The organism is Kitasatospora sp. NPDC097691, from assembly GCF_040302665.1.
Classification (GTDB): domain Bacteria; phylum Actinomycetota; class Actinomycetes; order Streptomycetales; family Streptomycetaceae; genus Kitasatospora.
This window is the reverse complement of record NZ_JBEORY010000087.1, coordinates 1-21363: the sequence shown is the minus strand read 5'-3', so window position 1 is coordinate 21363 and position 21363 is coordinate 1. Positions and strand designations below refer to the sequence as shown.

The following is a 21363-nucleotide window of genomic DNA, read 5'->3' as shown; positions in this document are numbered from 1 at the left end:
GAGGGCCCCTTCCCCGCCGCGGGGGAGGGGCCCTCGGCCGTTCCCGGGCCGGCCGTTCCCGGATCCGGGAACGGCCGGCTCCGCCTTCCGGCCCTTTCGGGGGTGTCATCCGTCGACAAGTACTAGGACGTCCGAGTAAATTAGTAGGACGTCCTAATAGCTGTGCCGCCCGTCGCCGTGGCGGCCGTACGGAGCGGAGTTCGGGGTCATGGACGCCGAGGAGATCGAGCGCGGACGGCAGCGCTGGCAGCAGCGGTACGACAAGGCCCGCAAGCGGGACGCGGACTTCACCACCCTCTCCGGGGACGAGGTCGAGCCGGTCTACGGCCCGCCCGCCGGGCAGGACTACGAGGGCTTCGAGCGGATCGGCTGGCCGGGCGAGTACCCGTACACCCGCGGCCTGCACCCGACCGGCTACCGGGGCCGCACCTGGACCATCCGCCAGTTCGCCGGCTTCGGCAACGCGCAGCAGACCAACGAGCGCTACCGGATGATCCTGGAGGCGGGCGGCGGCGGCCTCTCGGTCGCCTTCGACATGCCCACCCTGATGGGCTACGACTCCGACGACGCCAAGTCGCTGGGCGAGGTCGGCCACTGCGGCGTGGCCATCGACTCGGCCGCCGACATGGAGGTGCTGTTCAACGGCATCCCGCTCGGCGAGGTCACCACCTCGATGACGATCAGCGGCCCGGCCGTCCCGGTCTTCTGCATGTACCTGGTCGCCGCCGAGCGCCAGGGCGTCGACCCGGCGGTGCTCAACGGCACCCTGCAGACGGACATCTTCAAGGAGTACATCGCGCAGAAGGAGTGGCTCTTCGCCCCCGAGCCGCACCTGCGCCTGATCGGGGATCTGATGGCCTACTGCGCCGAGGGCATCCCCGCGTACAAGCCGCTGTCCGTCTCCGGCTACCACATCCGCGAGGCCGGGGCGACGGCCGCGCAGGAGCTGGCGTACACCCTCGCGGACGGCTTCGGCTACGTCGAGCTGGGCCTGTCCCGGGGCCTGGACGTGGACGTCTTCGCGCCCGGCCTGTCCTTCTTCTTCGACGCGCACCTCGACTTCTTCGAGGAGATCGCCAAGTTCCGTGCCGCGCGCCGGATCTGGGCCCGCTGGATGCGCGACCGCTTCGGCGCCAAGACCGACAAGGCGCAGTGGCTGCGCTTCCACACCCAGACCGCCGGCGTCTCGCTCACCGCGCAGCAGCCGTACAACAACGTGGTCCGCACCGCCGTCGAGGCGCTGTCCGCGGTGCTCGGCGGTACCAACTCGCTGCACACCAACGCGCTGGACGAGACCCTGGCACTGCCCTCCGAGCAGGCCGCCGAGATCGCCCTGCGCACCCAGCAGGTGCTGATGGAGGAGACCGGCGTCGCCAACGTGGCGGACCCGCTGGGCGGTTCCTGGTACGTCGAGGCGCTGACCGACCGGATCGAGCAGCAGGCCGAGGCGATCTTCCAGCGGATCCTGGACAAGGGCAGCGAGGACCACGAGATCGGCCCGATCACCTCCGGCATCCTGCGCGGCATCGAGGAGGGCTGGTTCACCGGCGAGATCGCCGAGGCCGCCTTCCAGTACCAGCAGGGCGTGGAGAAGGGCGAGAAGCGCGTGGTCGGCGTCAACTGCCACCCGCGCAGCGTCACCCCCGAGCTGGAGATCCTGCGGGTCAGCCACGAGGTCGAGCGCGAGCAGGTGCGCGTGCTGGGCGAGCGCAAGGCGGCCCGGGACGACGCGGCCGTGCGGGCCGGGCTGGACGCCATGCTGGCGGCGGCGCGCTCGGGCGAGTCGATGATCCCGCCGATGCTGGACGCGGTGCGCGCCGAGGCGACGCTGGGCGAGATCTGCAACGCGCTGCGGCAGGAGTGGGGGACGTACCAGGAGAACGCGGCGTTCTGATCGCGCAGGCGAACGGGCGCAGGAGCGCGGGCAGCCGCCCGTACGGGGTTCCGTACGGGCGGCTGCGTCGTGTCCTCAGCAGGTGGCGAGCGGGCCCAGCAGCAGGTCGGTGAAGCGGCGGGTCCACTCGGGGGTGATCGGCTCGCCGCTGACCAGGACGCGGTGTTCGACGGTGCCCGCGATGGTGTCGAAGATGATGTCGACCTCCTCGCGGGCGGACTCGGCGTCGGTGTCCGCTTCGAGTTCGCCGCGCGCCTGGGCGGCCGACCGGCCCTGGCGGACCAGCCGTTTCTGCGGGTCCACGATGGCCTCGCGGATCCGGCGGTGCAGCTGCCGGTCGCGGATGCCCTCGGCGAACAGCGCGAGCAGCGCGGCCTGGGTCTCCGGGCGGGCCAGCAGGTCGGCGAACTGGGCCACCACGGCCTCGATGTCGGCCCGCAGGCTGCCGAGGTCGGGCATCACCAGGTCGTCGAAGAGGGTGGCGACGGCGTCGACGACCAGTTCGTTCTTGGAGGGCCAGCGGCGGTAGAGCGTGGTCTTGGCGACCCCGGCCCGGCTCGCCACGTGGCCCATGGTCAGTCCGCCCCAGCCGAGTTCGGCGAGGGCCTCGCGGGTGGCGGCGAGGATGGCGCGGTCGGCGGCGGCGCTGCGCGGGCGGCCCTTGGCCCGGGTGGCGCCGACGGCCTCCGGGGTTGTGTGCGCGGCCTCCGGGGCCGAGCTCGCCGGCTCCGTGCACGTCGGGACCGTGCTCTCCGGGCTCGCGGGGGGCTGGGCGGCCGGCACCGGGCCTCCTTGCGATTTACTGGTAAGTAACTTGGGTGGGGCAGGTAACGGTAGCGACTGTTGGTCGATTCGGGCAGCCGGGCCACCCGGGAAAGTGGGGCAGGTCACGTCCCCGAACCGCCGGTGGGGCTTGCGGCCGGGGCACCGGCTCCAGTTACGCTACGACTCGTAGCGAAAGAACAGTGACAACCAGGCGCCGCGACCGTGGGACGGGAGCGGCGTGGGCGCGGATGGGGATCCGCGCCGAACAGTCCAGGCTACCGGGGGGCGGGTACGACGCCCGGGAACCGGCGCCGCGCGTCCCGCGCGAGCCGACTTTCCCGAGGATGGTGCCCGCGAGCAGCGCGGACGGGGGAGGATGGTGCCATGCAGCCACGGAATTCGCGTCCCAACAGCTCCGCCCTGCGCGGCGCGGTCGACCTCGCCGCAGTGAAGGCGGCCGGCGAGGCCGCCCAGAAGGCCGAGCAGGCCCGGGCCGAGCGGGCCCGTCAGGCGGCGGCCGCCGAAGCGGCCGGAGTCGCCCCCGCCCAGTCCGCCCACCAGCTCGTCATCGACGTCACCGAGGACACCTTCGAGACCGAGGTCGTCCAGCGCTCCACCGAGGTGCCGGTCGTCATCGACTTCTGGGCCGAGTGGTGCGGCCCCTGCAAGCAGCTCAGCCCGGTCCTGGAGGGCCTGGCCGAGGAGTACGCCGGCCGCTTCGTGCTCGCCAAGATCGACGTGGACTCGAACCAGCTGCTCGCCCAGCAGTTCGGCATCCAGGGCATCCCGGCCGTGATGGCCGTGGTGGCCGGCCAGCTGGTGCCGCTGTTCCAGGGCGCGGAGAGCGCCGCCAACATCCGCAAGATCCTCGACCAGCTGATCCTGGTCGCCGAGCAGCGCTTCGGCGTGGGCGGCGGCGCGGTCGCCCAGGGCGAGGCCCCGACCGCGGCCCCGGAGCGCCCCGAGGATCCGGCGCTGGCCGCCGCGCACGACGCGCTGGACGCGGGCGACCTGGGCGGCGCCGTCCAGGCGTACAAGAACGTGCTGGCCGACCAGCCGGGCAACACCGAGGCCAAGCTGGGTCTGGCCCAGGCCGAGCTGCTGCAGCGGATCGAGGGTCTGGACCTGCAGGCCGTCCGGGCGGCGGCCGCGGCCGAGCCCAAGAACGTCGGGATCCAGCTCCAGGCGGCCGACCTGGACCTGGTCGGCGGCCACGTCGAGGACGCCTTCGGGCGCCTGGTGGACACCGTCGGACGGACGGCCGGCGAGGACCGGGACACCGCCCGGCTGCGTCTGCTGGAGCTGTTCGAGGTGATCGGGTCGGACGACCCGCGGGTCACCGCGGCCCGTACGGCGCTGGCGCGCGTGCTCTTCTGACCCCGGTTCGGGCCCCCTCCGACCCCGGTTCGGGCCCGTCCGAGGCCGGGTCGGGTCCCGGTCCGAGGCCGGGTCGGGCCCGGTTCCGGCCGGTCGGCTGGCACAGCGGATGACCTGCGGTGTCGCCAGGTGATTTGGCGACAATCCGGTCAACCGGACAGAGGTTTACCAAATCTTGATTTCACCCGCGGGCGGTCACCATACGTGACCGCCCGCGGGTGTTTCGCTGGTGTTTCCGGCGGATTTCGTCGTCACCGTTCCTTCAAGGTGTCACGCACGGTGCTCGTCGCGTCCAGTTCATGATCGACGCCACCGGATGTTGGATTACCCGTCAGTAAGGCACCCCTTGTGCTTCGCCCGGGATTCAAGCAGCATCGGCGTCGCCCGGTCCCAGACTCCACACCCTCCGACAGCCCGTCGGCCACGCGGAGCGCGGGATCCCCACCGGGTGATCCGCCGACCCCGGTCGGCGGTAGGGAGGGCAGGGGGGTATCCGCGGTCCCACGGCGGTTCCTGTCCTTCGACCGGCCGCGCGGCCCTGCGCGGTCGCTGGTTGTCGCTCGGGGGTGATCGCCGATGTCGTCGGTCCTGCCCGCCGCCCCACAAGGTCGGCCGGTGCTCGGCCGGGAGGCCTGCTCCACGCAGGCCGCTCCCGCGTCCGACGACGCCCAAGGCGCTCTCCGCTACCGAGGACGTAGCTCTCTCCCATCCCAGGCCCCCACCGGCGCGGGACGCGCCGCCGGGGAGCCGGAGATGTACGTCCTAGAAGGAGGACTCGCATGTCCAAGACCTACGGCAAGACCCGCTGGAAGCGCTTCGCCCTGGTGATGGTGCCGAGCGTCGCGGCCACCGCGATGGTCGGCGTCTCGATCGCCAACAGTGCGCTCGCCGCTTCGTTCAGCATTTCCGGCCAGCAGTTCAAGGTCAGCACCGACCAGCTGCACGGCACCAACTTCGCCCAGTTCGGCTCGGTCGACATCGAGGCCAACGGCAAGCCGCACCCGGTCGCGGTCTCGGCCTTCGACCACGCCGACATCACCAACCTGTGCCAGTCGGTGGTGACGGACCTGACCGGCTTCGGTCTGGGCAAGATCACCCTGCAGCTGCACGCCGGTACCGAGGCGGGCAAGCCGGTCCAGGCCGACAACCTGCTGATCGACCTGGAGCAGCTGAAGGCGGACGCGACCTTCACCGACATCAACATCGGTCAGGACGCCTCCACCCTCTCCGGCTCGGCCACCCAGGGCTGGACCCCGCACCCGGGCGTCACCAAGGCGGGCGGCGGCGCCGGTCTGCCGAGCGGTGCGACCGGTTTCGCCCAGGCCGCCAAGAAGGCCGACCTGAGCGGCGTTCAGCAGGTCGCCCGGGCCACCTCGGCCGGCACGTTCAAGCTGAACGGCCTGAGCCTCGCGCTGAAGAGCGGCGACGGCGCGGGCAACGAGTGCTTCTGAGTCTCGCTTTGACCGGGACGCCCGCCCGGCACGCCTGACGGCCTGCCGGGCGACGCGCCCCGACGACGGGTCCACCCGGGGCCGGGGGCGGCGGAGCATCGCCGCCCCCGGCCCACCCCCATTGTTCTTCCCTCGTAGCGACATCGAGGAGCTGCACCATGTCCAGCGCAACGGTCGAACCCCGGACCGGCCACCAGAACCCATTCGGGTGGCTCTGGCGGCACTTCCGTGATTTCCGCCGCACCAGGCCCTTCTGGGGCGGCCTGCTGGCCATGATCGCCGGCGTCCCGATCCTCTACTTCCCGTATGCCCACCTGACGTTCGGCGGCCTGACCATCGCGATGTCGACCACGGCCGGTGCCGGGTCGCTGATCATCGGCGTGCTGATGATCATCCTCGGTCTGACCGCCTGGTTCCAGCCCGCGGTGCGGGTCTTCAGCGGCATCGCCACCATCCTGCTGACCCTGGTCTCGATCCCGGTCTCCAACCTGGCGGGCTTCGGACTGGCGCTGCTGCCGGGCCTGATCGGCGGCGGGCTGATGGTCTCCTGGGCGCCGCTGCCGGAGCCGAAGGCCGGGTCCGCGGCCAAGGGCCGGCGTCGCGGCCGCGGCAAGGACGCCGAGGACGAGGCGGCCGGGAACGCCCTGGCCGGGGCGGGCACGGCGCAGAGCGTCGCCACCGAGCCGGCGGGTGTCGCCGAGCAGGCCACCGAGGTGGCAGCCGAGGCCGCCGCCGAGGCGCCCACCGCCCAACTGCCCGCCCAGGGCACGCCGCAGGAGCCGGCCGCCCAGTCCGCTGCCGAGGCAGTCGTCCCGAAGCAGGCCGGCGCCACCGACCCGGAGGCGGCGCGGTGACCGGGCCGGCCGAGCAAGCCGACGACGCGGCCGTTCCGGCGCGGCGCTCCGGTCGGCACGCGGCCCCGCGCACGCCCGTACGGGTCAGATTGAGAGGCCGCGCGCTGGCGATGGCCGCGGTGCCGACCGCGCTGCTGATGGCCGCCGCCTACACGCCCAACCCGGCGATCGCCGAGTCCGCGGCGGGCAAGCCCTGCGGCGCAGCGCCGGCCGCGGTGCCGGACGTCGCGCCGATCGAGACGCCCGTCCCCAAGAGCGAGCTGCCCGAGCCGCCGCCCGGCCCGACCACCGGCCCGACCACCGGCCCGACCGCGCCGCCGACCTCGGCGCCCACCACCGGGCCCTCGACCGGTCCGACCTCGGTGCCGACCCAGCCGGCCGGCCAGGCCCCGAGCCAGGCGCCCACCGTCGCGCCCACCCAGCAGCCCACCTCGCCGGTCAAGCCACCGGCCGCGGCGGCGCCCACCACCCAGCCGCCCGCCGCCCGGGCGGCCGCGCAGCCGCAGGCCGTGGCCGCCGACACCGGCGCGGTCGCGTCGGGAACGGACCGACAGGGTGCCGGCAGCGGTACGGGCACGGCGACCCAGGCCGGGCTGATCGACGACATCGTCGGCGGCATCAACCACCTGCTGAACCCGACCGCTTCGCCGAGCCCGACCGCGGCCCCGACCCAGGCCCCCAAGCCGGGCACGACCCCGGCGCCGGCGGCCACCACCCCGACCGCCTCGGCTCCGCACGCCGGCACCCCGGCCCAGCCCGCGCCCGCCCAGCCACAGGCCCACGGCGCGACGCCGGACGCCGCGCCGACCACGGCCCCGTCCCCCGGTGGTGCGCCCTCGCCGGCCGCGACGCCGAGTGGGAAGGCGAGCCCCAAGGCGACGCCCTCGGCCGGCGCCTCCGGTACCGCCTCGCCCACCGCGGGCGCCACCGGCACCCCGTCCGCCACGCCCACCGACAACCCGAACTGCGATGTGGACACCCGGGGTCTGACCGCCGGCGCGGCCACGGTCGGCCACGTCGTCCCGGAGCAGAACTGGACGCTGCTGACCAGCCGTCTGGCCCTGCACGGCGCGGCCTTCCACGGCGTCTACGACGTGAAGACCCCGACCGGCAGCAAGCGGGTGCTGAAGTTCGTGGTCGACAGCGTCGACATCGACAATCTCGACATGTCGACTCTGGAGGGCAACGGCGTCACCTTCCACGTCCAGGGCGCCAAGGGATCCACCTCGACCATGCGCAACGGCCCGGTCACCATGTACGTGGAGCGGCTGTCCGGCCACCTCTCCAAGGTGCTCGGCCTGCCCATCCCGATCGACCTGGGCGAGATCACCCTCACCCCGGACACCCTGCCGCGCTGGCTGTACGACCTGATCGGCGCCATCCCGATCCCGCTGGACCTGGAGCTGACCGGCGTCACCGCCAAGCAGGCCGGCCAGTTCGGCGGCACCCTGCACATCCCGGGGATGCACCTGTTCAACGACGACGCGCCCTACAGCAACGAGTGAGCGACGGGCGCCGGACGCCGTGACGCCCGTGGGGCGGTCCTCCCGTACGGGAGGACCGCCCCACGGGCGTTCTCAGGCCTCGGGGCTCACTCGCCCCGGGTGCCCAGGTGGTGCACCTGCACCATGTTGGTGGTGCCGGGGATGCCGACCGGGACACCGGCGGTGACGATCACGGTGTCGCCGTCGCCGAGCCGGCCCATCCGCAGCAGCTCACGGTCGACCTGGGCGACCATGGCGTCGGTGGTGGCGACCTGCTCGGTCACGTACGCCTCGACGCCCCAGCTCAGCGAGAGCTGGTTGCGGGTCGCGGAGTCCGGGGTGAACGCGATCACCGGGATCGGCGAGCGGTAGCGGGACAGCCGGCGGGCGGTGTCGCCGGACTTGGTGAACGCGACCAGCGCCTTGCCGTCGAGGAAGTCGCCCAGCTCGCACGCGGCGCGGGCGACCGAGCCGCCCTGGGTGCGCGGCTTGCGGCCCGGGTTGAGCGGCTGCAGGCCCTGGGAGAGCAGCTCCTCCTCGGCCTTCTCGCAGATCCGGCTCATGGTGCGGACGGTCTCGACCGGGTACTTGCCGACGCTGGACTCGGCGGAGAGCATGACCGCGTCGGCGCCGTCCAGGATGGCGTTGGCGACGTCGGAGACCTCGGCGCGGGTCGGGCGCGAGGCGTGGATCATCGACTCCATCATCTGGGTGGCGACGATGACCGGCTTGGCGTTGCGGCGGGCCAGCGTGACCAGCTGCTTCTGGACCAGCGGCACCCGCTCCAGCGGGTACTCCACGGCGAGGTCGCCGCGGGCGACCATGATGGCGTCGAAGGCGAGGACGATCTCCTCCATGGCCTCGACGGCCTGCGGCTTCTCGATCTTGGCGATGACCGGCACCCGGATGCCGACCTCGTCCATGACCTCGTGGACGTCCTTGATGTCGTCCGCGTTGCGGACGAAGGACAGGGCGATCATGTCGACGCCCAGGCGCAGTGCGAAGCGCAGGTCGTCCTTGTCCTTCTCGGACAGGGCGGGCACGTTGACGGCCGCGCCGGGCAGGTTGATGCCCTTGTTGTTCGAGAGCACGCCGCCCTCGACCACCACGGTCTTCACCCGCGGGCCGTCGACGCTGACGACCTCCAGGGCGATGACGCCGTCGTTGATGAGGATCGGGTCGCCGGGCTTCACGTCGCCGGGCAGGCCCTTGTAGGTGGTGCCGCAGATGTACTGGTCACCGGGGACGTCCTCGGTGGTGATGGTGAACTCGTCGCCGTTGTCGACGGTCACCGGACCGTTGGCGAAGGTCGCCAGACGGATCTTGGGACCCTGGAGGTCGGCCAGGACGCCGATGGCCTTGCCGGTGTCCTCCGAGACCTGGCGGACCTTGCGGTACCGCTCCTCGTGGTCCGCGTGGTTGCCGTGGCTCATGTTCAGTCGGGCGACGTTCATGCCCGCTTCGACGATGGCCTTCAGCTGTTCGTAGGAGTCCGTCGCCGGACCCAGGGTGCAGACAATTTTCGCTCGGCGCATATCGGTCAGTCTATCCGTTCGGGTTATGCGCGCATTCGGCACGGACCGGGAGGAATCGCCGACGAAGAGTTCCGAGGGGTGAGACGATTTCGTGTCAGCCCTCGGACAGGCGGGGCTCCCGGTGCACCAGTGCGAAGGTCTGCCGGGCGATCTCCAGCTCCTCGTCGGTGGGCACCACCGCGACCGTCACCCGGGCGAACGCGGGCGAGATGATCCGGGCCTCGCCCGAGCGCACCGAGTTCAGCTCCGGGTCCACGGCGATGCCCAGTTCCTCCAGTCCCGCGGTGGCCGCCGCGCGCACCGGCGCCGCGTTCTCTCCTACGCCCGCGGTGAAGGCGATCGCGTCCACCCGGCCGAGCACCCCGTAGTAGCCGCCGATGTACTTGCGCAGCCGGTGGACGTAGCTGTCGAAGGCGAGCTTCGCGTCCGCGTCCCCCTCGTCCGCGCGGCGCATGATCTCGCGCATGTCGTTCTCGCCGCACAGGCCGCGCAGGCCGCTGCGGCGGTTGAGCAGGTCGTCGATCTCGTCGATCGACAGCCCGCCGACCCGGTGCAGGTGGAACACCACGCCGGCGTCGATGTCGCCCGAGCGGGTGCCCATGACCAGGCCCTCCAGCGGGGTCAGGCCCATCGAGGTGTCGACGCAGCGCCCGCCGCTGACCGCCGAGGCGGAGGCGCCGTTGCCCAGGTGCAGCACGATCACGTTGACCTCGGCCGGGTCCTTGCCGAGCAGCCGGGCGGTCGCCCGCGAGACGTACTGGTGCGAGGTGCCGTGGAAGCCGTAGCGGCGCACCCGGTGCTCGTCGGCGACGTCCTTGTCGATCGCGTACCGCGCCGCGTATTCGGGCATCGAGGCGTGGAAGGCGGTGTCGAAGACGGCCACCTGCGGGAGGTCGGGGCGCAGCGCCCGGGCCACCTCGATGCCGGTGATGTTGGCCGGGTTGTGCAGCGGGGCGACGGGGATCAGCCGGCGGATCTCCCCGAGCACCTCCTCGGTGATCACGGTCGGCTCGGTGAACCGCTTGCCGCCGTGCACCACCCGGTGACCGATCGCGGCCAGCTCGGGGGAGTCCAGCCCGAGGCCGTCGGCGGCCAGCTCCTCGGCGACGGCCTTCAGCGCGGCCGAGTGGTCGGGGAACGGCTGCAGCGCCTCGCGCCGCTCGCCCGTACGGGGGGTGTGCACCAGGCGGCCGCCCGACTCGCCGATCCGCTCGACCAGCCCGGAGGCCAGCCGGGCGCCGTCCAGCATCTCGATCAGCTGGTACTTCACCGACGAGGAGCCGGCGTTCAGCACGAGGACGCGCGTTCCACCACTCATGCCTGCTGCTCCTTGTCGTCCTGGGACTGGATGGCGGTGATCGCGACGGTGTTGACGATGTCCTGCACCAGCGCCCCGCGGGAGAGGTCGTTGACGGGCTTGCGCAGCCCCTGCAGCACCGGGCCGACCGCGACCGCGCCGGCCGAGCGCTGGACCGCCTTGTAGGTGTTGTTGCCGGTGTTGAGGTCCGGGAAGATCAGCACGGTCGCCCGCCCGGCCACCGGGGAGCCCGGCAGCTTGGTGGCCGCGACGTGCTCGTCCACCGCCGCGTCGTACTGGATCGGGCCCTCGACCAGGATGTCCGGCCGCAGCTCGCGGACGATCTCGGTGGCCTTGCGGACCTTGTCGACGTCGGCGCCGGAGCCGGAGGTGCCGGTCGAGTACGAGAGCATCGCGACCCGCGGCTCCACCCCGAACTGGGCGGCGGTGGCGGCGGACTGGATCGCGATGTCGGCCAGCTGCTGGGCGTCCGGGTCGGGGTTGACCGCGCAGTCGCCGTACACCAGCACCTTGTCGGCCAGGCACATGAAGAAGACGGAGGAGACGATCGCGGCGCCCGGCGAGGTCTTGATCACCTCGAAGGCCGGCCGGATGGTGGCCGCGGTGGAGTGCACCGCGCCGGACACCATGCCGTCCGCGATGCCCTCCTGGACCATCAGGGTGCCGAAGTACGAGACGTCGGTGACGACGTCCAGCGCCAGCTCGACGGTCATCCCCTTGTGGGCCCGCAGGCGCGCGTACAGCTCGGCGAACTGGCGGCGCAGCGGGCTGGTGGTCGGGTCGACGAGCCGGACCTGGGCGCGGTCGGCGCCCGACCCCTCCTGCGGCAGCTCGATGCCGAGGCCGGCGGCCTTGCGGCGCACCGCGTCCGGGTCGCCGAGCAGGGTGAGGTCGCAGATGTTGCGGCGCAGCAGGATCTCGGCCGCGCGCAGCACCCGCTCCTCGGTCCCCTCGGGCATCACGACGTGCCGGCGGCCGGCCCGGGCGCGCTCCAGCAGCTCGTGCTCGAACATCATCGGGGTGACCCGCTCGGACCGGCCGACCTCGATCCGGTTGGTCAACTCGGCGGTGTCGACGTGCAGTTCGAACAGGCCGAGGGCGATCTCGGCCTTCCGGGGGCTGGCCGCGGTGAGCTTGCCCTCCAGGTGGGTCAGGGTGGCGGCGGTCGGCCAGCTGCCCTCGGGGACGACGGCGACCGGGGTGCCCGGGGCGAGCCGGGCGGCCAGTGCCATCACGTTCGGGCCGGGGTGCTGGCCGAGCGTCAGCAGCACGCCGGCGATCGGCGGGGCGCCGGCGGCGTGCGCGGCCAGCGAGCCGATCACCAGGTCGGCGCGGTCCCCGGGGGTGACGACGAGCGCGCCCTCGGTCAGCGCGTCCAGGAAGGTCGGCAGCATGGCGCCGCCGAAGACGTAGCCGCGCACGTCCCGGGCCAGGCCGGCCGCGTCGCCGAGCAGCACCTCGGCGCCGGTGGCCTCGACCAGCTGGGCGACGGTGGGCGCGGCCAGGGCCGGCTCCTCCGGGATGACGTAGGCGGGGATCGGCAGCTTCTCGGTGAGCTTGCGCTGGATCCGCTGCTTGGCGCTGGTGGCGGTCCGGTTGGCGATCATCGCGAGGGTCTCGCAGCCGAGGTCGGTGTACGCCCGGTGGGCGTTGCGCACCTCGGCGATCACGGCCTCCGGGTCCTTGCCCTGGCCGCCGACCACGGGCAGCACGGCGGCGCCGAACTCGTTGGCGAGGCGGGCGTTGAAGGCCAGCTCGTCCGGGATGTTGGTGTCGGCGAAGTCGGTGCCGAGCACCAGCACCGCCTGGCAGCGCCGTTCCATCGCGCGGAACCGGTCGACCAGGACGGAGACCAGCTCATCCTGCCCCCGGGCGGCCTGCAGCACGGCGGCCTCCTCGTAGGTGAGGCCGTACAGCTCGGTGCTCGGCAGGTCGATCCGGTAGCGGGCGTGCAGCAGCTCGACCACGTGGTCCGAGCCCGGCTCCCCGGGTGCGGCGGCGTGCACCAGCGGGCGGAAGACCCCGACCCGGTCCACCTGGCGGGTGAGCAGTTCCATGACCCCGAGTTCGACCGCCTGCCGGCCGTCCCCCCGGTCGATACCGGTCACGTACACGCTGCGCGCCACGTGGGTGTCTCCGTCCCGTCGCCTCGGAAGGTGGTCATGTCGACCATACCTTCGCACCCCGAACGTTCGTCCGCGAGCAGAGTCGGGCCGGGGCGGCAAGGGACGAAGGTCATGCCGGGGAGGTGGCGGAGGTCAGGAGCCGGCGTTGGTGATCTCCGAGCCGGACAGTTCCACCGTCCGCCCGCTCACGAAGGCCTCCGACAGGCGCCGGTCCACCAGCCAGCCGTGCGGATGCACGAGGGCGCCGTTGCGGCCCGGGGTCCAGCCGTCGGCGGCGAGCGCGGCCCGCAGGCGGGTCTCCACCTGGTCGGCCGACAGGCCCGTGGTGCTGCCGAGGGTGAGGGTCCGGGAGCAGAAGTTCGAGCCGCAGTAACCCCCGTCGTCGTGCTCGATGCTCACCCCGGTTGGCAGCGGTACCTCGGCGGCGCTCGGGAGGAAGGCGTCGTGGGCGATGACCAGATAGCCGAGGACGACGACCGCCCCGACGACGGAGTGGACGCAGACCGTGACGGAGACCGCGCCGACCCGGTCGACGAACCGGTCCTCCGGCCGGGGGCCGCGCAGCCGCTTCTCGATCACCTCCCCCACCAGGATCACCAGGCCCGCCATGAACGGGTACCCGGCCTGCAGCTCGGCCGCGGGCCGGACGAAGAACCACTCGCACTGCAGGCCCACGAGGATGGCCGCCATACCCGTGAGGACGGCGAAGACCGCGGCCCCGACCGCCCGGGTGCGGACCAGCGCCGCCCAGCAGACGAAGGGCACCAGCAGGTAGATCCAGCCGAGTGATGTCCACAGTCCCACGTGCAAGCCCCCCGCCTGCTGACGATCAGTCTCAGGCGGGGAGCCTAGGCGATCACGCCGGGCGGAACCAGAGGGTGGCGAGCGGGGGGAGGATCAGTTCGGCGGAGCGGGGCTGGCCGTCCCACTCCACCGGTTCGGCCTTGACCGGGTGGGAGTTGCCGATGCCGCTGCCGCCGTACTCCTCGGCGTCGGTGTTCAGCACCTCCTCCCACAGCTGGTCGCGGCCCGCCAGGCGGGGCAGGCCGACCCGGCGGCCGTGCCGCACGACCGGGGAGAAGTTGCAGACTGCGACCAGCGGGGTGCCGTCGGCCGCGTAGCGGACGTAGGAGAGCAGGTTGTCGTTCGCGGCGCCGCCGTCGAGCCAGCGGAAGCCGTCCGGGGTGCTGTCCAGCTCCCACAGCGCCGGGGTGTCGAGGTAGCGCCGGTTGAGGTCGCGGACCAGGCTGCGCACCCCGAGGTGGTCCCGGTGGGCCGGCCACTGCTCGTCGAGCACCCACCACTGCGGGCCGTGCTCGTGGTCCCACTCCGCGCCCTGGGCGAACTCCTGCCCCATGTAGAGCAGTTGCTTGCCCGGGTGGGACCACATGAAGCCCAGGTAGGCGCGGTGGTTGGCACGCTGCTGCCACCAGTCGCCGGGCATCTTGGAGACCAGGGCCTGCTTGCCGTGGACGACCTCGTCGTGCGAGATCGGCAGGATGTAGTTCTCCGAGTAGGCGTACACCATCGAGAAGGTGATCTCGTTGTGGTGGTACTTGCGGTGCACCGGCTCCTTGGACATGTAGACCAGCGAGTCGTGCATCCAGCCCATGTTCCACTTCAGCCCGAAGCCGAGACCACCGGCGTCGGTGGGGCGGGTGACCCCGTCCCAGGCGGTGGACTCCTCGGCGATGGTGATCACGCCGGGGCAGCGCCGGTAGACGGTGGCGTTCATCTCCTGGAGGAAGGAGGCCGCGTCCAGGTTCTCCCGGCCGCCGTACTGGTTGGGCGTCCAGGCGCCGCCCTCGCGGGAGTAGTCGAGGTAGAGCATCGAGGCGACGGCGTCGACCCGCAGGCCGTCGATGTGGAACTCCTCGCACCAGTAGACCGCGTTGGCGACCAGGAAGTTGCGCACCTCCTTGCGGCCGTAGTCGAACTCCAGCGTCCCCCAGTCGGGGTGCTCGGCGCGCAGCGGGTCGGCGGGCTCGTACAGCGGCTCGCCGTCGAAGCGGGCGAGTGCGAAGTCGTCCTTGGGGAAGTGCGCGGGCACCCAGTCGACGATCACGCCGATGCCGTGCCGGTGCAGGGTGTCCACCAGGTACCGGAAGTCGTCCGGCCCGCCGAGCCGGGCGGTGGGGGCGTAGTAGCCGGACACCTGGTAGCCCCAGGAGCCGCCGAAGGGGTGCTCCATCACCGGCATGAACTCCACATGGGTGAAGTTCAACTCCTTGAGGTAGCGCGGGAGTTCCTCGGCGATGGCGCGGTAGTCGGTGAGGTCCGGGCGCCACGAGGGCAGGTGCAGCTCGTACACCGACATCGGTGCCCGGTGGTGCGCGGTGCGGGCCCGGCGGGCCATCCACTCGCCGTCCTGCCAGGCGTAGGCGGAGGAGGTGACCACCGAGGCGGTGCCGGGCGGGCACTGGGCGGCCCGGGCCAGCGGGTCGGCCTTGTCCAGCACCCAGCCCTGCCGGGTGTGCACCTCGTACTTGTACGTCGCGCCCTCGGCCAGGCCCGGGACGAACAGCTCCCAGATGCCGGAGGAGCCGAGCGAGCGCATCGGGTGCCCCGTGCCGTCCCAGTGGTTGAAGTCGCCGATCAGCCGCACGCCGACCGCGTTCGGCGCCCAGACCGCGAACGCGGTGCCGGCCACGCCGTCGACGGTGCGCACGTGCGAGCCGAGCGCCCGCCACAGCTGCTCGTGCCGGCCCTCGGAGATCAGGTGCAGGTCCAGCTCGCCGAGGGTGGGCGGGGTGCGGTAGCCGTCGTGCTGGCACAGCGGCTCGCCGTCCGGGTAGGTCACCAGCAGGGAGTAGTCCGGCAGTTCTGCGCCGGCCACCAGCCCGGTGAACAGCCCGTTCTGCTGGTGGGTGAGTTCGGCGGGGCCCTGCGGGGTCCGGACGACCACCCGCTCGGCGAACGGGCGCAGCACCCGGACCGCCGTGCCGCCGTGCACCGGGTGCGCGCCGAGCAGCGCGTGCGGGTCGTGGTGCTGCCCGCTCACCAGCCGCTCCACCTCGGACGGCGGCAGCGGTGCCTCGGGCAGGCGCAGCGCCCCGACGGGGGCGTCGGTCGCAACACCCGCGGGAGCGGCCGCGCGCGGTGCGCTCCGCCGGCTCGCCGCCGGGCGCTCGGGCCCGGCATCGACGGCCGCCACCGCGGCACTCCCGGCACCCCCTCCTTCCTCGGTCGCTCGGACCGCTCCGCCGTCGGCGTCGGCGAGCCCTTCGGCTCGGGGCGGGTCGGCGGCCCCGGCCAGGAAGGTGGCCGGAACGGTGCGGTTGGGGCGGCCGGTCGGGTCGAGCGGCGTCACGGCGTGGTCCTCCTGCGGCGGGGTGGGCGAACTCCTGCGGGCGGTACGGGAAGCGGCGGTACGAGTGGCGGGCGAGCGGGGATCGGGGGAGTCAGACGGACAGGGCGAGCCGGTTGATCGCGGCCAGCGGGATCGGCAGCCAGCTCGGCCGGTGCCGGGCCTCGTACACCACCTCGTACACCGCCTTGTCGATCTCCAGCGCCCGCATCAGCTCCGGCGAGGCCGCCGGGTCGGCGCCGCCCCCGGCCGTGTAGCCGGCGCAGAAGGCGGTGCGGTTGCGTTGGGCCCAGGCGGCGGCCAGGTGGGCCAGTTCCGGGTCGACCGGGCCGCCGGCCAGCAGGTGGGCGGCGGCGTAGTCGAAGGAGCGGAGCATGGCGGCGACGTCGCGCAGGGCGGGCTGCGGTTCGCGCCGTTCGTTGACCGACTTGGCCGGCTCCCCCTCGAAGTCCAGCAGGACCCAGCCGTGCGGGGTCCGCATGGCCTGCCCGAGGTGCAGGTCGCCGTGGATGCGCTGGACCGGCAGACCGTCCGGGTGGGCGTCGGCGAGCTGCTGGAAGGCGGCGCGCAGCGCGGCCCGGAAGCGCAGCAGGCCGGGGACGGCGGCGACGGCGCTGTCCAGCCGGTCGGCCATCGCGGTGGCGAGCCGTCCGGTCTGGGTGCGGTCGAGCCGGGCGACCGGCATCGACCGGGACAGCACCCGGTGCACCTCGGCGGTGGCCCGGCCGAGCCGGTGCGCCTCGATGGCGAAGTTGCCCGGGGAGCGGTCGCCCTTGAGCCGGCCGACCTGGTCGAGGGCGAGCTCCCAGCCGTCCTCGGCGTCCGGCAGGTAGCGCTGGAGCAGGCCGAGGGTGGCCGGTTCGGCACGCTCCATCCGGCTCTCGAACCAGGCGGCGACCCGGGGGATGCGGGTGGAGCCGGCCCGGGAGAGGGCGAGCGAGAGTTCGAGGTCCGGGTTGGTGCCGGGGTGGATGCGGCGGAACAGTTTGAGGATGTACGAGGTGCCGTAGATGACCGAGCTGTTGGACTGCTCGGCGGTGGAGGCGCGGCCGGGGAGGTTGGCGGGCAGTCCGGAGCCGGGGGTGCGGCGGAAGGACAGCGAGCCGAAGCGGTCGCCGGTGGCCAGGTGTTCCAGCAGGCGCCCGGTGAGTTCGGGGTCGTGCACCGCGTCGTAGAGGGTCGCGCCGTCGTACGGGCCCTGGCTGAGCCGGCCGAGCACCGCGCCGGGCCCGATGTCCCCCAGCCCCTGCGAGCGGATGCCGAGCAGCAGCTGGTAGATGTCGCCGTGCGGGGCGCCGGCCGTGGTGGCGTGCTCGACCCGCAGCAGCAGGTGCAGCAGGGCGGGGTCGCCGACCTGCAGCGGGGTGCCGACCACCGGGGTGAGGCCGGTGATGGGCCGCCCCTTCCCGGCGTACCAGCGCTGGGTGGGCAGCCACGCGGCGATCAGCGGCAGCGCCGCCTGGACGAGCTCGCTGACCCCCAGGGCGGTTCTCCGGAGCCCGGAGCCCCGCGCGCCGGTCGGCGCGGTGGAGCCGGCCGGGGCGTCGTGCTGCACATGGGCTTGAGAACGGGAGGTTTCGGACATGACTCCCTTTCCCCGGAAGCACGCGGACTGCCCGACGGGTCGTGGCCGGGTCCGTCAGTCTTCCGGATTTCGGCGGCGCGGCGGTCGCGGCACGCGAGCATGGCTCGGGTGTCACGCCTTCGTGTGGGTGGCCGTTGGGCTGTTCTCCGTACGCGGTGGTGCAGAGAACTCCGGGGGCGCTGGGGTTCAACTGGCGCCCCCGGAGGGTCTGGTGGTGCGGGTGTGGCGGTGCGGCGGGGCGCGGCGGATCGTTACTTCGACCGCCTGGTCCCGCTCAGGCGCGGGGGCTGCCGGAGCTGGAACCAGTAGAAGCCGTGCCCGGCCAGGGTGAGCAGGTAGGGCCACTCACCGATCGACGGGAAGCGCACCCCGCCGATCAGCTCGACCGGGTACCGCCCGCCGTACTGCCGCAGGTCCAGCTCGGTCGGCTGAGCGAACCGCGAGAAGTTGTTCACGCACATGACCAGGTCCCCTTCGTGCTCGCGCACGAAGGCCAGCACGGCGGGGTTGCTGGACGGCAGTTCGGCGTAGCTGCCCAGGCCGAACGCCGGATTGAGCTTGCGGATCTCGATCATGCGACGCGTCCAGTGCAGCAGCGAACTCGAACTGCTCTGCTGCGCCTCGACGTTGGTCACCTGGAAGCCGTACACCGGGTCCATGATGGGCGGCAGACTGAGCCTGCCCGGGTCGGCGGAGGAGAAACCCGCGTTGCGGTCCGGGGTCCACTGCATCGGCGTGCGCACGCCGTCCCGGTCGCCGAGCCAGATGTTGTCGCCCATGCCGATCTCGTCCCCGTAGTAGAGCACCGGCGAGCCGGGCAGGGAGAGCAGCAGGGCGGTGAACAGCTCGATCTGGTTGCGGTCGTTCTCCAGCAGCGGGGCGAGCCGGCGGCGGATGCCCACGTTGGCGCGCATCCGCGGGTCCTTGGCGTACTCCGCGTACATGTAGTCGCGCTCCTCGTCGGTGACCATCTCCAGGGTCAGCTCGTCGTGGTTGCGCAGGAAGATGCCCCACTGGCAGCCGTTGGGGATGCGCGGGGTCTTGGCGAGGATCTCGGAGACCGGGTAGCGGGACTCGCGGCGCACCGCCATGAAGATCCGCGGCATCACCGGGAAGTGGAACGCCATGTGGCACTCGTCGCCGCCCGAGGTGAAGTCGCCGAAGTAGTCGACGACGTCCTCCGGCCACTGGTTGGCCTCGGCGAGCAGCACGGTGTCGGGGTAGTCGGCGTCGATCTCCTTGCGGACCCGCTTGAGGAACTCGTGGGTCTCCGGCAGGTTCTCGCAGTTGGTGCCCTCGCGGGCGAAGAGGTACGGCACCGCGTCCAGCCGGAAGCCGTCGATGCCGAGGTCGAGCCAGAACCTGAGCCCGGCGATCATCTCGTCCTGGACCCGGGGGTTGTCGTAGTTGAGGTCCGGCTGGTGCGAGAAGAAGCGGTGCCAGTAGTACTGCTTGCGGACCGGGTCGTAGGTCCAGTTGGAGGTCTCGGTGTCGACGAAGATGATCCGGGCGTCCGGGTACTGCTTGTCGTCGTCGGCCCACATGTAGAAGTCGCCGTACGGCCCGTCCGGGTCCTCCCGGGAGGCCTGGAACCACGGGTGCTGGTCGCTGGTGTGGTTCATGACGAAGTCGATGATCACGCGCATGCCGCGGGCGTGCGCGGCGTCGGTGAACTCCATGAAGTCGGCGAGGTCGCCGAACTCCGGCAGCACCGAGGTGTAGTCGGACACGTCATAGCCGCCGTCGCGCAGCGGGGAGGCGAAGAACGGGGGGAGCCAGAGGCAGTCGATCCCGAGCCACTGGAGGTAGTCGAGCTTGGCCGTGAGCCCCTTGAGGTCCCCGACCCCGTCGCCGTTGCTGTCCTGGAAGGACCGCACCAGCACCTCGTAGAAGACCGCACGCTTGAACCACTCGGGGTCCAGGTTCTTCTTCGAGGTCTCGGGGAAGGTGTCGGGGACGGGCTCGTTCACTGTCACGCTGGGTTCCTCCGAACCGTGAGGAGGTGAGCCGGCTCGGCTGAGGGATCGAGCCGGACGTAGTTGTGCCGGCCCCAGGTGTAGACGGCGCCGGTGAGCTCGTCGTGCACCGCGTACGGGCCGTCGCCGTCGAGGCTGACGGTGGCCTCCTGGACGTGGTGCGGGTCGAGGTTCACCACGGTGATGACCTGGTCGGTGAGGCCCTCGGGGGTGGTCGCGGTCTTGGAGTAGGCGAGCACCTGGTCGTTGTCGGTGGGGTGGAAGCGCAGGTCGCGCAGCTGCTGCAGGGCCGGGTGGCGCCGGCGCAGCCGGTTCAGCACGGTCAGCAGCGGGGCGAGGGTGTCGGTGCGGTTCCAGTCGCGCGGGCGCAGCTCGTACTTCTCCGAGTGCAGGTACTCCTCGGAGCCCGGGTGGGCCGGCTCGTTCTCGTACAGCTCGTAGCCGGCGTAGACGCCGTAGCTGGGGGAGAGGGTGGCGGCGAGCACCGCGCGGATCGCGAAGGCTGCGCGGCCGCCGTGCTGCAGGTAGGCGTGCAGGATGTCCGGGGTGTTGGCGAAGAAGTTGGGGCGCATGTAGGCGGCTGCGTCACCGGTGAGTTCGGTGAGGTACTCGGTGAGTTCCGGCTTGGTGGTGCGCCAGGTGAAGTACGTGTACGACTGGTGGAAACCGATCTTCGCCAGGGTGTGCATCATCGCGGGGCGGGTGAAGGCCTCCGCCAGGAACACGACATCCGGGTCGGTGCGGGCGATGTCGGAGAGCACCTTCTCCCAGAACAGCACCGGTTTGGTGTGCGGGTTGTCGACCCGGAAGATCCGCACGCCGTGTGACATCCAGAACCGAAGGATTCGGGCGGTTTCCTTGACGATTCCGTCCATGTCCTGGTCGAAGTTGACCGGATAGATGTCCTGGTACTTCTTCGGCGGGTTCTCGGCGTAGGCGATGGTGCCGTCCGCGCGGTGGCTGAACCATTCCGGGTGCTTGTTCACCCAGGGGTGGTCGGGTGAGCACTGGAGGGCGAAGTCGAGCGCCACCTCCAGGTTCAGCTCCCGGGCCTCGGTGACGAAGTGGTCGAAGTCCTCGATGGTGCCGAGGTCGGGGTGGAGCGCGTCGTGGCCGCCCTCCGGGGAGCCGATCGCCCAGGGCGAGCCGACGTCGTGCAGACCGGCCGTCAGGGTGTTGTCCGGGCCCTTGCGGAAGGCTCGGCCGATCGGGTGGACCGGCGGCAGGTAGACCACGTCGAAGCCCATCGCGGCGACCGCCGGAAGCCGTTCGGCAGCGGTGCGCAGGGTGCCCGAGCGCGGCGGCTCGACGCCGCTCGGGTCCACCACGGCCCCCTCCGAACGGGGGAAGAACTCGTACCAGGAGCCGAACAGCGCGCGCTCGCGGTCCACCTGCAGCGGCAGCGGGCGGGAGGCGCTGAGCAGCTCGCGCAGCGGGTACCGGGTCAGCAGCTCCAGCACCTCGGGGGCGAGGGCGGCGGCCAGCCGGGACAGCGGCGGCATGGTCGGGTCGCGCAGCGCCTCGGCGGCGGCCAGGACGTCGGCGCGGCCCTCCTTCTTCGGCACGCCGGCCGCGGCCTGCTCGAACAGCCGGGCGCCCTCCTCCAGGACCAGCGCGGTGTCGATCCCGGCGGGCAGCTTCACCGCGGCGGCCTTGCGCCAGGTGGCGATCGGGTCGCTCCACGCCTCCAC

Annotated in this window: 14 protein-coding genes; 5 read left to right on the top strand and 9 right to left on the bottom strand. The window is 72.2% G+C overall.

Features of this window, described 5'->3' with window-relative positions; translation table 11 throughout:
- Window positions 1-208: 208 nt before the first annotated feature.
- Complete coding sequence (gene icmA, locus ABTY56_RS36455) at window positions 209-1894, top strand: coenzyme B12-dependent isobutyryl-CoA mutase large subunit (RefSeq protein ID WP_350633924.1); 1686 nt, start codon at window positions 209-211, stop codon at window positions 1892-1894.
- Window positions 1895-1969: 75 nt separating this feature from the next.
- Here icmA and ABTY56_RS36450 read toward each other — a convergent pair whose 3' ends face one another.
- Window positions 1970-2521, bottom strand: coding sequence for a TetR/AcrR family transcriptional regulator (locus ABTY56_RS36450; RefSeq protein WP_350633934.1), 552 nt, complete (start codon window positions 2519-2521; stop codon window positions 1970-1972).
- Window positions 2522-3043: 522 nt separating this feature from the next.
- Here ABTY56_RS36450 and ABTY56_RS36445 point away from each other — a divergent pair.
- The 4 genes from ABTY56_RS36445 (at window position 3044) to ABTY56_RS36430 (ending at window position 7846) form a co-directional block, all read left to right on the top strand.
- Window positions 3044-4036, top strand: a complete 993-nt coding sequence (locus ABTY56_RS36445; protein WP_350633923.1) for a tetratricopeptide repeat protein — start codon at window positions 3044-3046, stop codon at window positions 4034-4036.
- Window positions 4037-4815: 779 nt separating this feature from the next.
- A complete protein-coding gene (locus tag ABTY56_RS36440; RefSeq protein ID WP_350633922.1) occupies window positions 4816-5487 on the top strand; it encodes a DUF6230 family protein in 672 nt (223 codons plus the stop codon).
- A 158-nt stretch (window positions 5488-5645) separates the two neighbouring features.
- Window positions 5646-6341: a DUF6114 domain-containing protein gene (locus tag ABTY56_RS36435; protein ID WP_350633921.1), complete on the top strand. Its 696-nt coding sequence runs from the start codon at window positions 5646-5648 to the stop codon at window positions 6339-6341.
- Window positions 6338-7846 (top strand): hypothetical protein, encoded by a 1509-nt coding sequence (locus ABTY56_RS36430; protein WP_350633920.1) that lies wholly within the window; start codon window positions 6338-6340, stop codon window positions 7844-7846. Before ABTY56_RS36435 ends, ABTY56_RS36430 begins: the two co-directional genes overlap by 4 nt.
- Before the next feature lie 86 nt (window positions 7847-7932).
- On the opposite strand, the gene pyk is transcribed toward ABTY56_RS36430, so the two are convergent.
- The 8 genes from pyk to ABTY56_RS36390 all read right to left on the bottom strand — a co-directional run.
- The gene (gene pyk, locus ABTY56_RS36425) at window positions 7933-9360 is read right to left on the bottom strand and encodes a pyruvate kinase (protein WP_350633918.1); all 1428 of its coding nucleotides are present in this window, start codon (window positions 9358-9360) and stop codon (window positions 7933-7935) included.
- Window positions 9361-9454: 94 nt separating this feature from the next.
- A complete protein-coding gene (locus ABTY56_RS36420; RefSeq protein ID WP_350633917.1) occupies window positions 9455-10678 on the bottom strand; it encodes an acetate kinase in 1224 nt (407 codons plus the stop codon).
- A complete protein-coding gene (pta, locus tag ABTY56_RS36415) occupies window positions 10675-12804 on the bottom strand; it encodes a phosphate acetyltransferase (RefSeq protein WP_350633916.1) in 2130 nt (709 codons plus the stop codon). Before pta ends, ABTY56_RS36420 begins: the two co-directional genes overlap by 4 nt.
- A gap of 132 nt (window positions 12805-12936) precedes the next feature.
- Window positions 12937-13614 carry a hypothetical protein gene (locus tag ABTY56_RS36410; RefSeq protein WP_350633915.1) on the bottom strand — a complete coding sequence of 226 codons (678 nt, stop codon included), beginning with the start codon at window positions 13612-13614 and terminating at the stop codon, window positions 12937-12939.
- A 46-nt stretch (window positions 13615-13660) separates the two neighbouring features.
- The gene (gene glgB, locus ABTY56_RS36405; protein ID WP_350633914.1) at window positions 13661-16114 is read right to left on the bottom strand and encodes a 1,4-alpha-glucan branching protein GlgB; all 2454 of its coding nucleotides are present in this window, start codon (window positions 16112-16114) and stop codon (window positions 13661-13663) included.
- A gap of 91 nt (window positions 16115-16205) precedes the next feature.
- Window positions 16206-17696 carry a maltokinase N-terminal cap-like domain-containing protein gene (locus ABTY56_RS36400; RefSeq protein ID WP_350633913.1) on the bottom strand — a complete coding sequence of 497 codons (1491 nt, stop codon included), beginning with the start codon at window positions 17694-17696 and terminating at the stop codon, window positions 16206-16208.
- A 251-nt stretch (window positions 17697-17947) separates the two neighbouring features.
- Window positions 17948-19672, bottom strand: coding sequence for a maltose alpha-D-glucosyltransferase (treS, locus tag ABTY56_RS36395; RefSeq protein ID WP_350520226.1), 1725 nt, complete (start codon window positions 19670-19672; stop codon window positions 17948-17950).
- Window positions 19669-21363: alpha-1,4-glucan--maltose-1-phosphate maltosyltransferase (locus ABTY56_RS36390; protein WP_350633912.1), on the bottom strand; the 1695-nt coding region annotated here is incomplete at its 5' end. The genes treS and ABTY56_RS36390, both read right to left, overlap by 4 nt.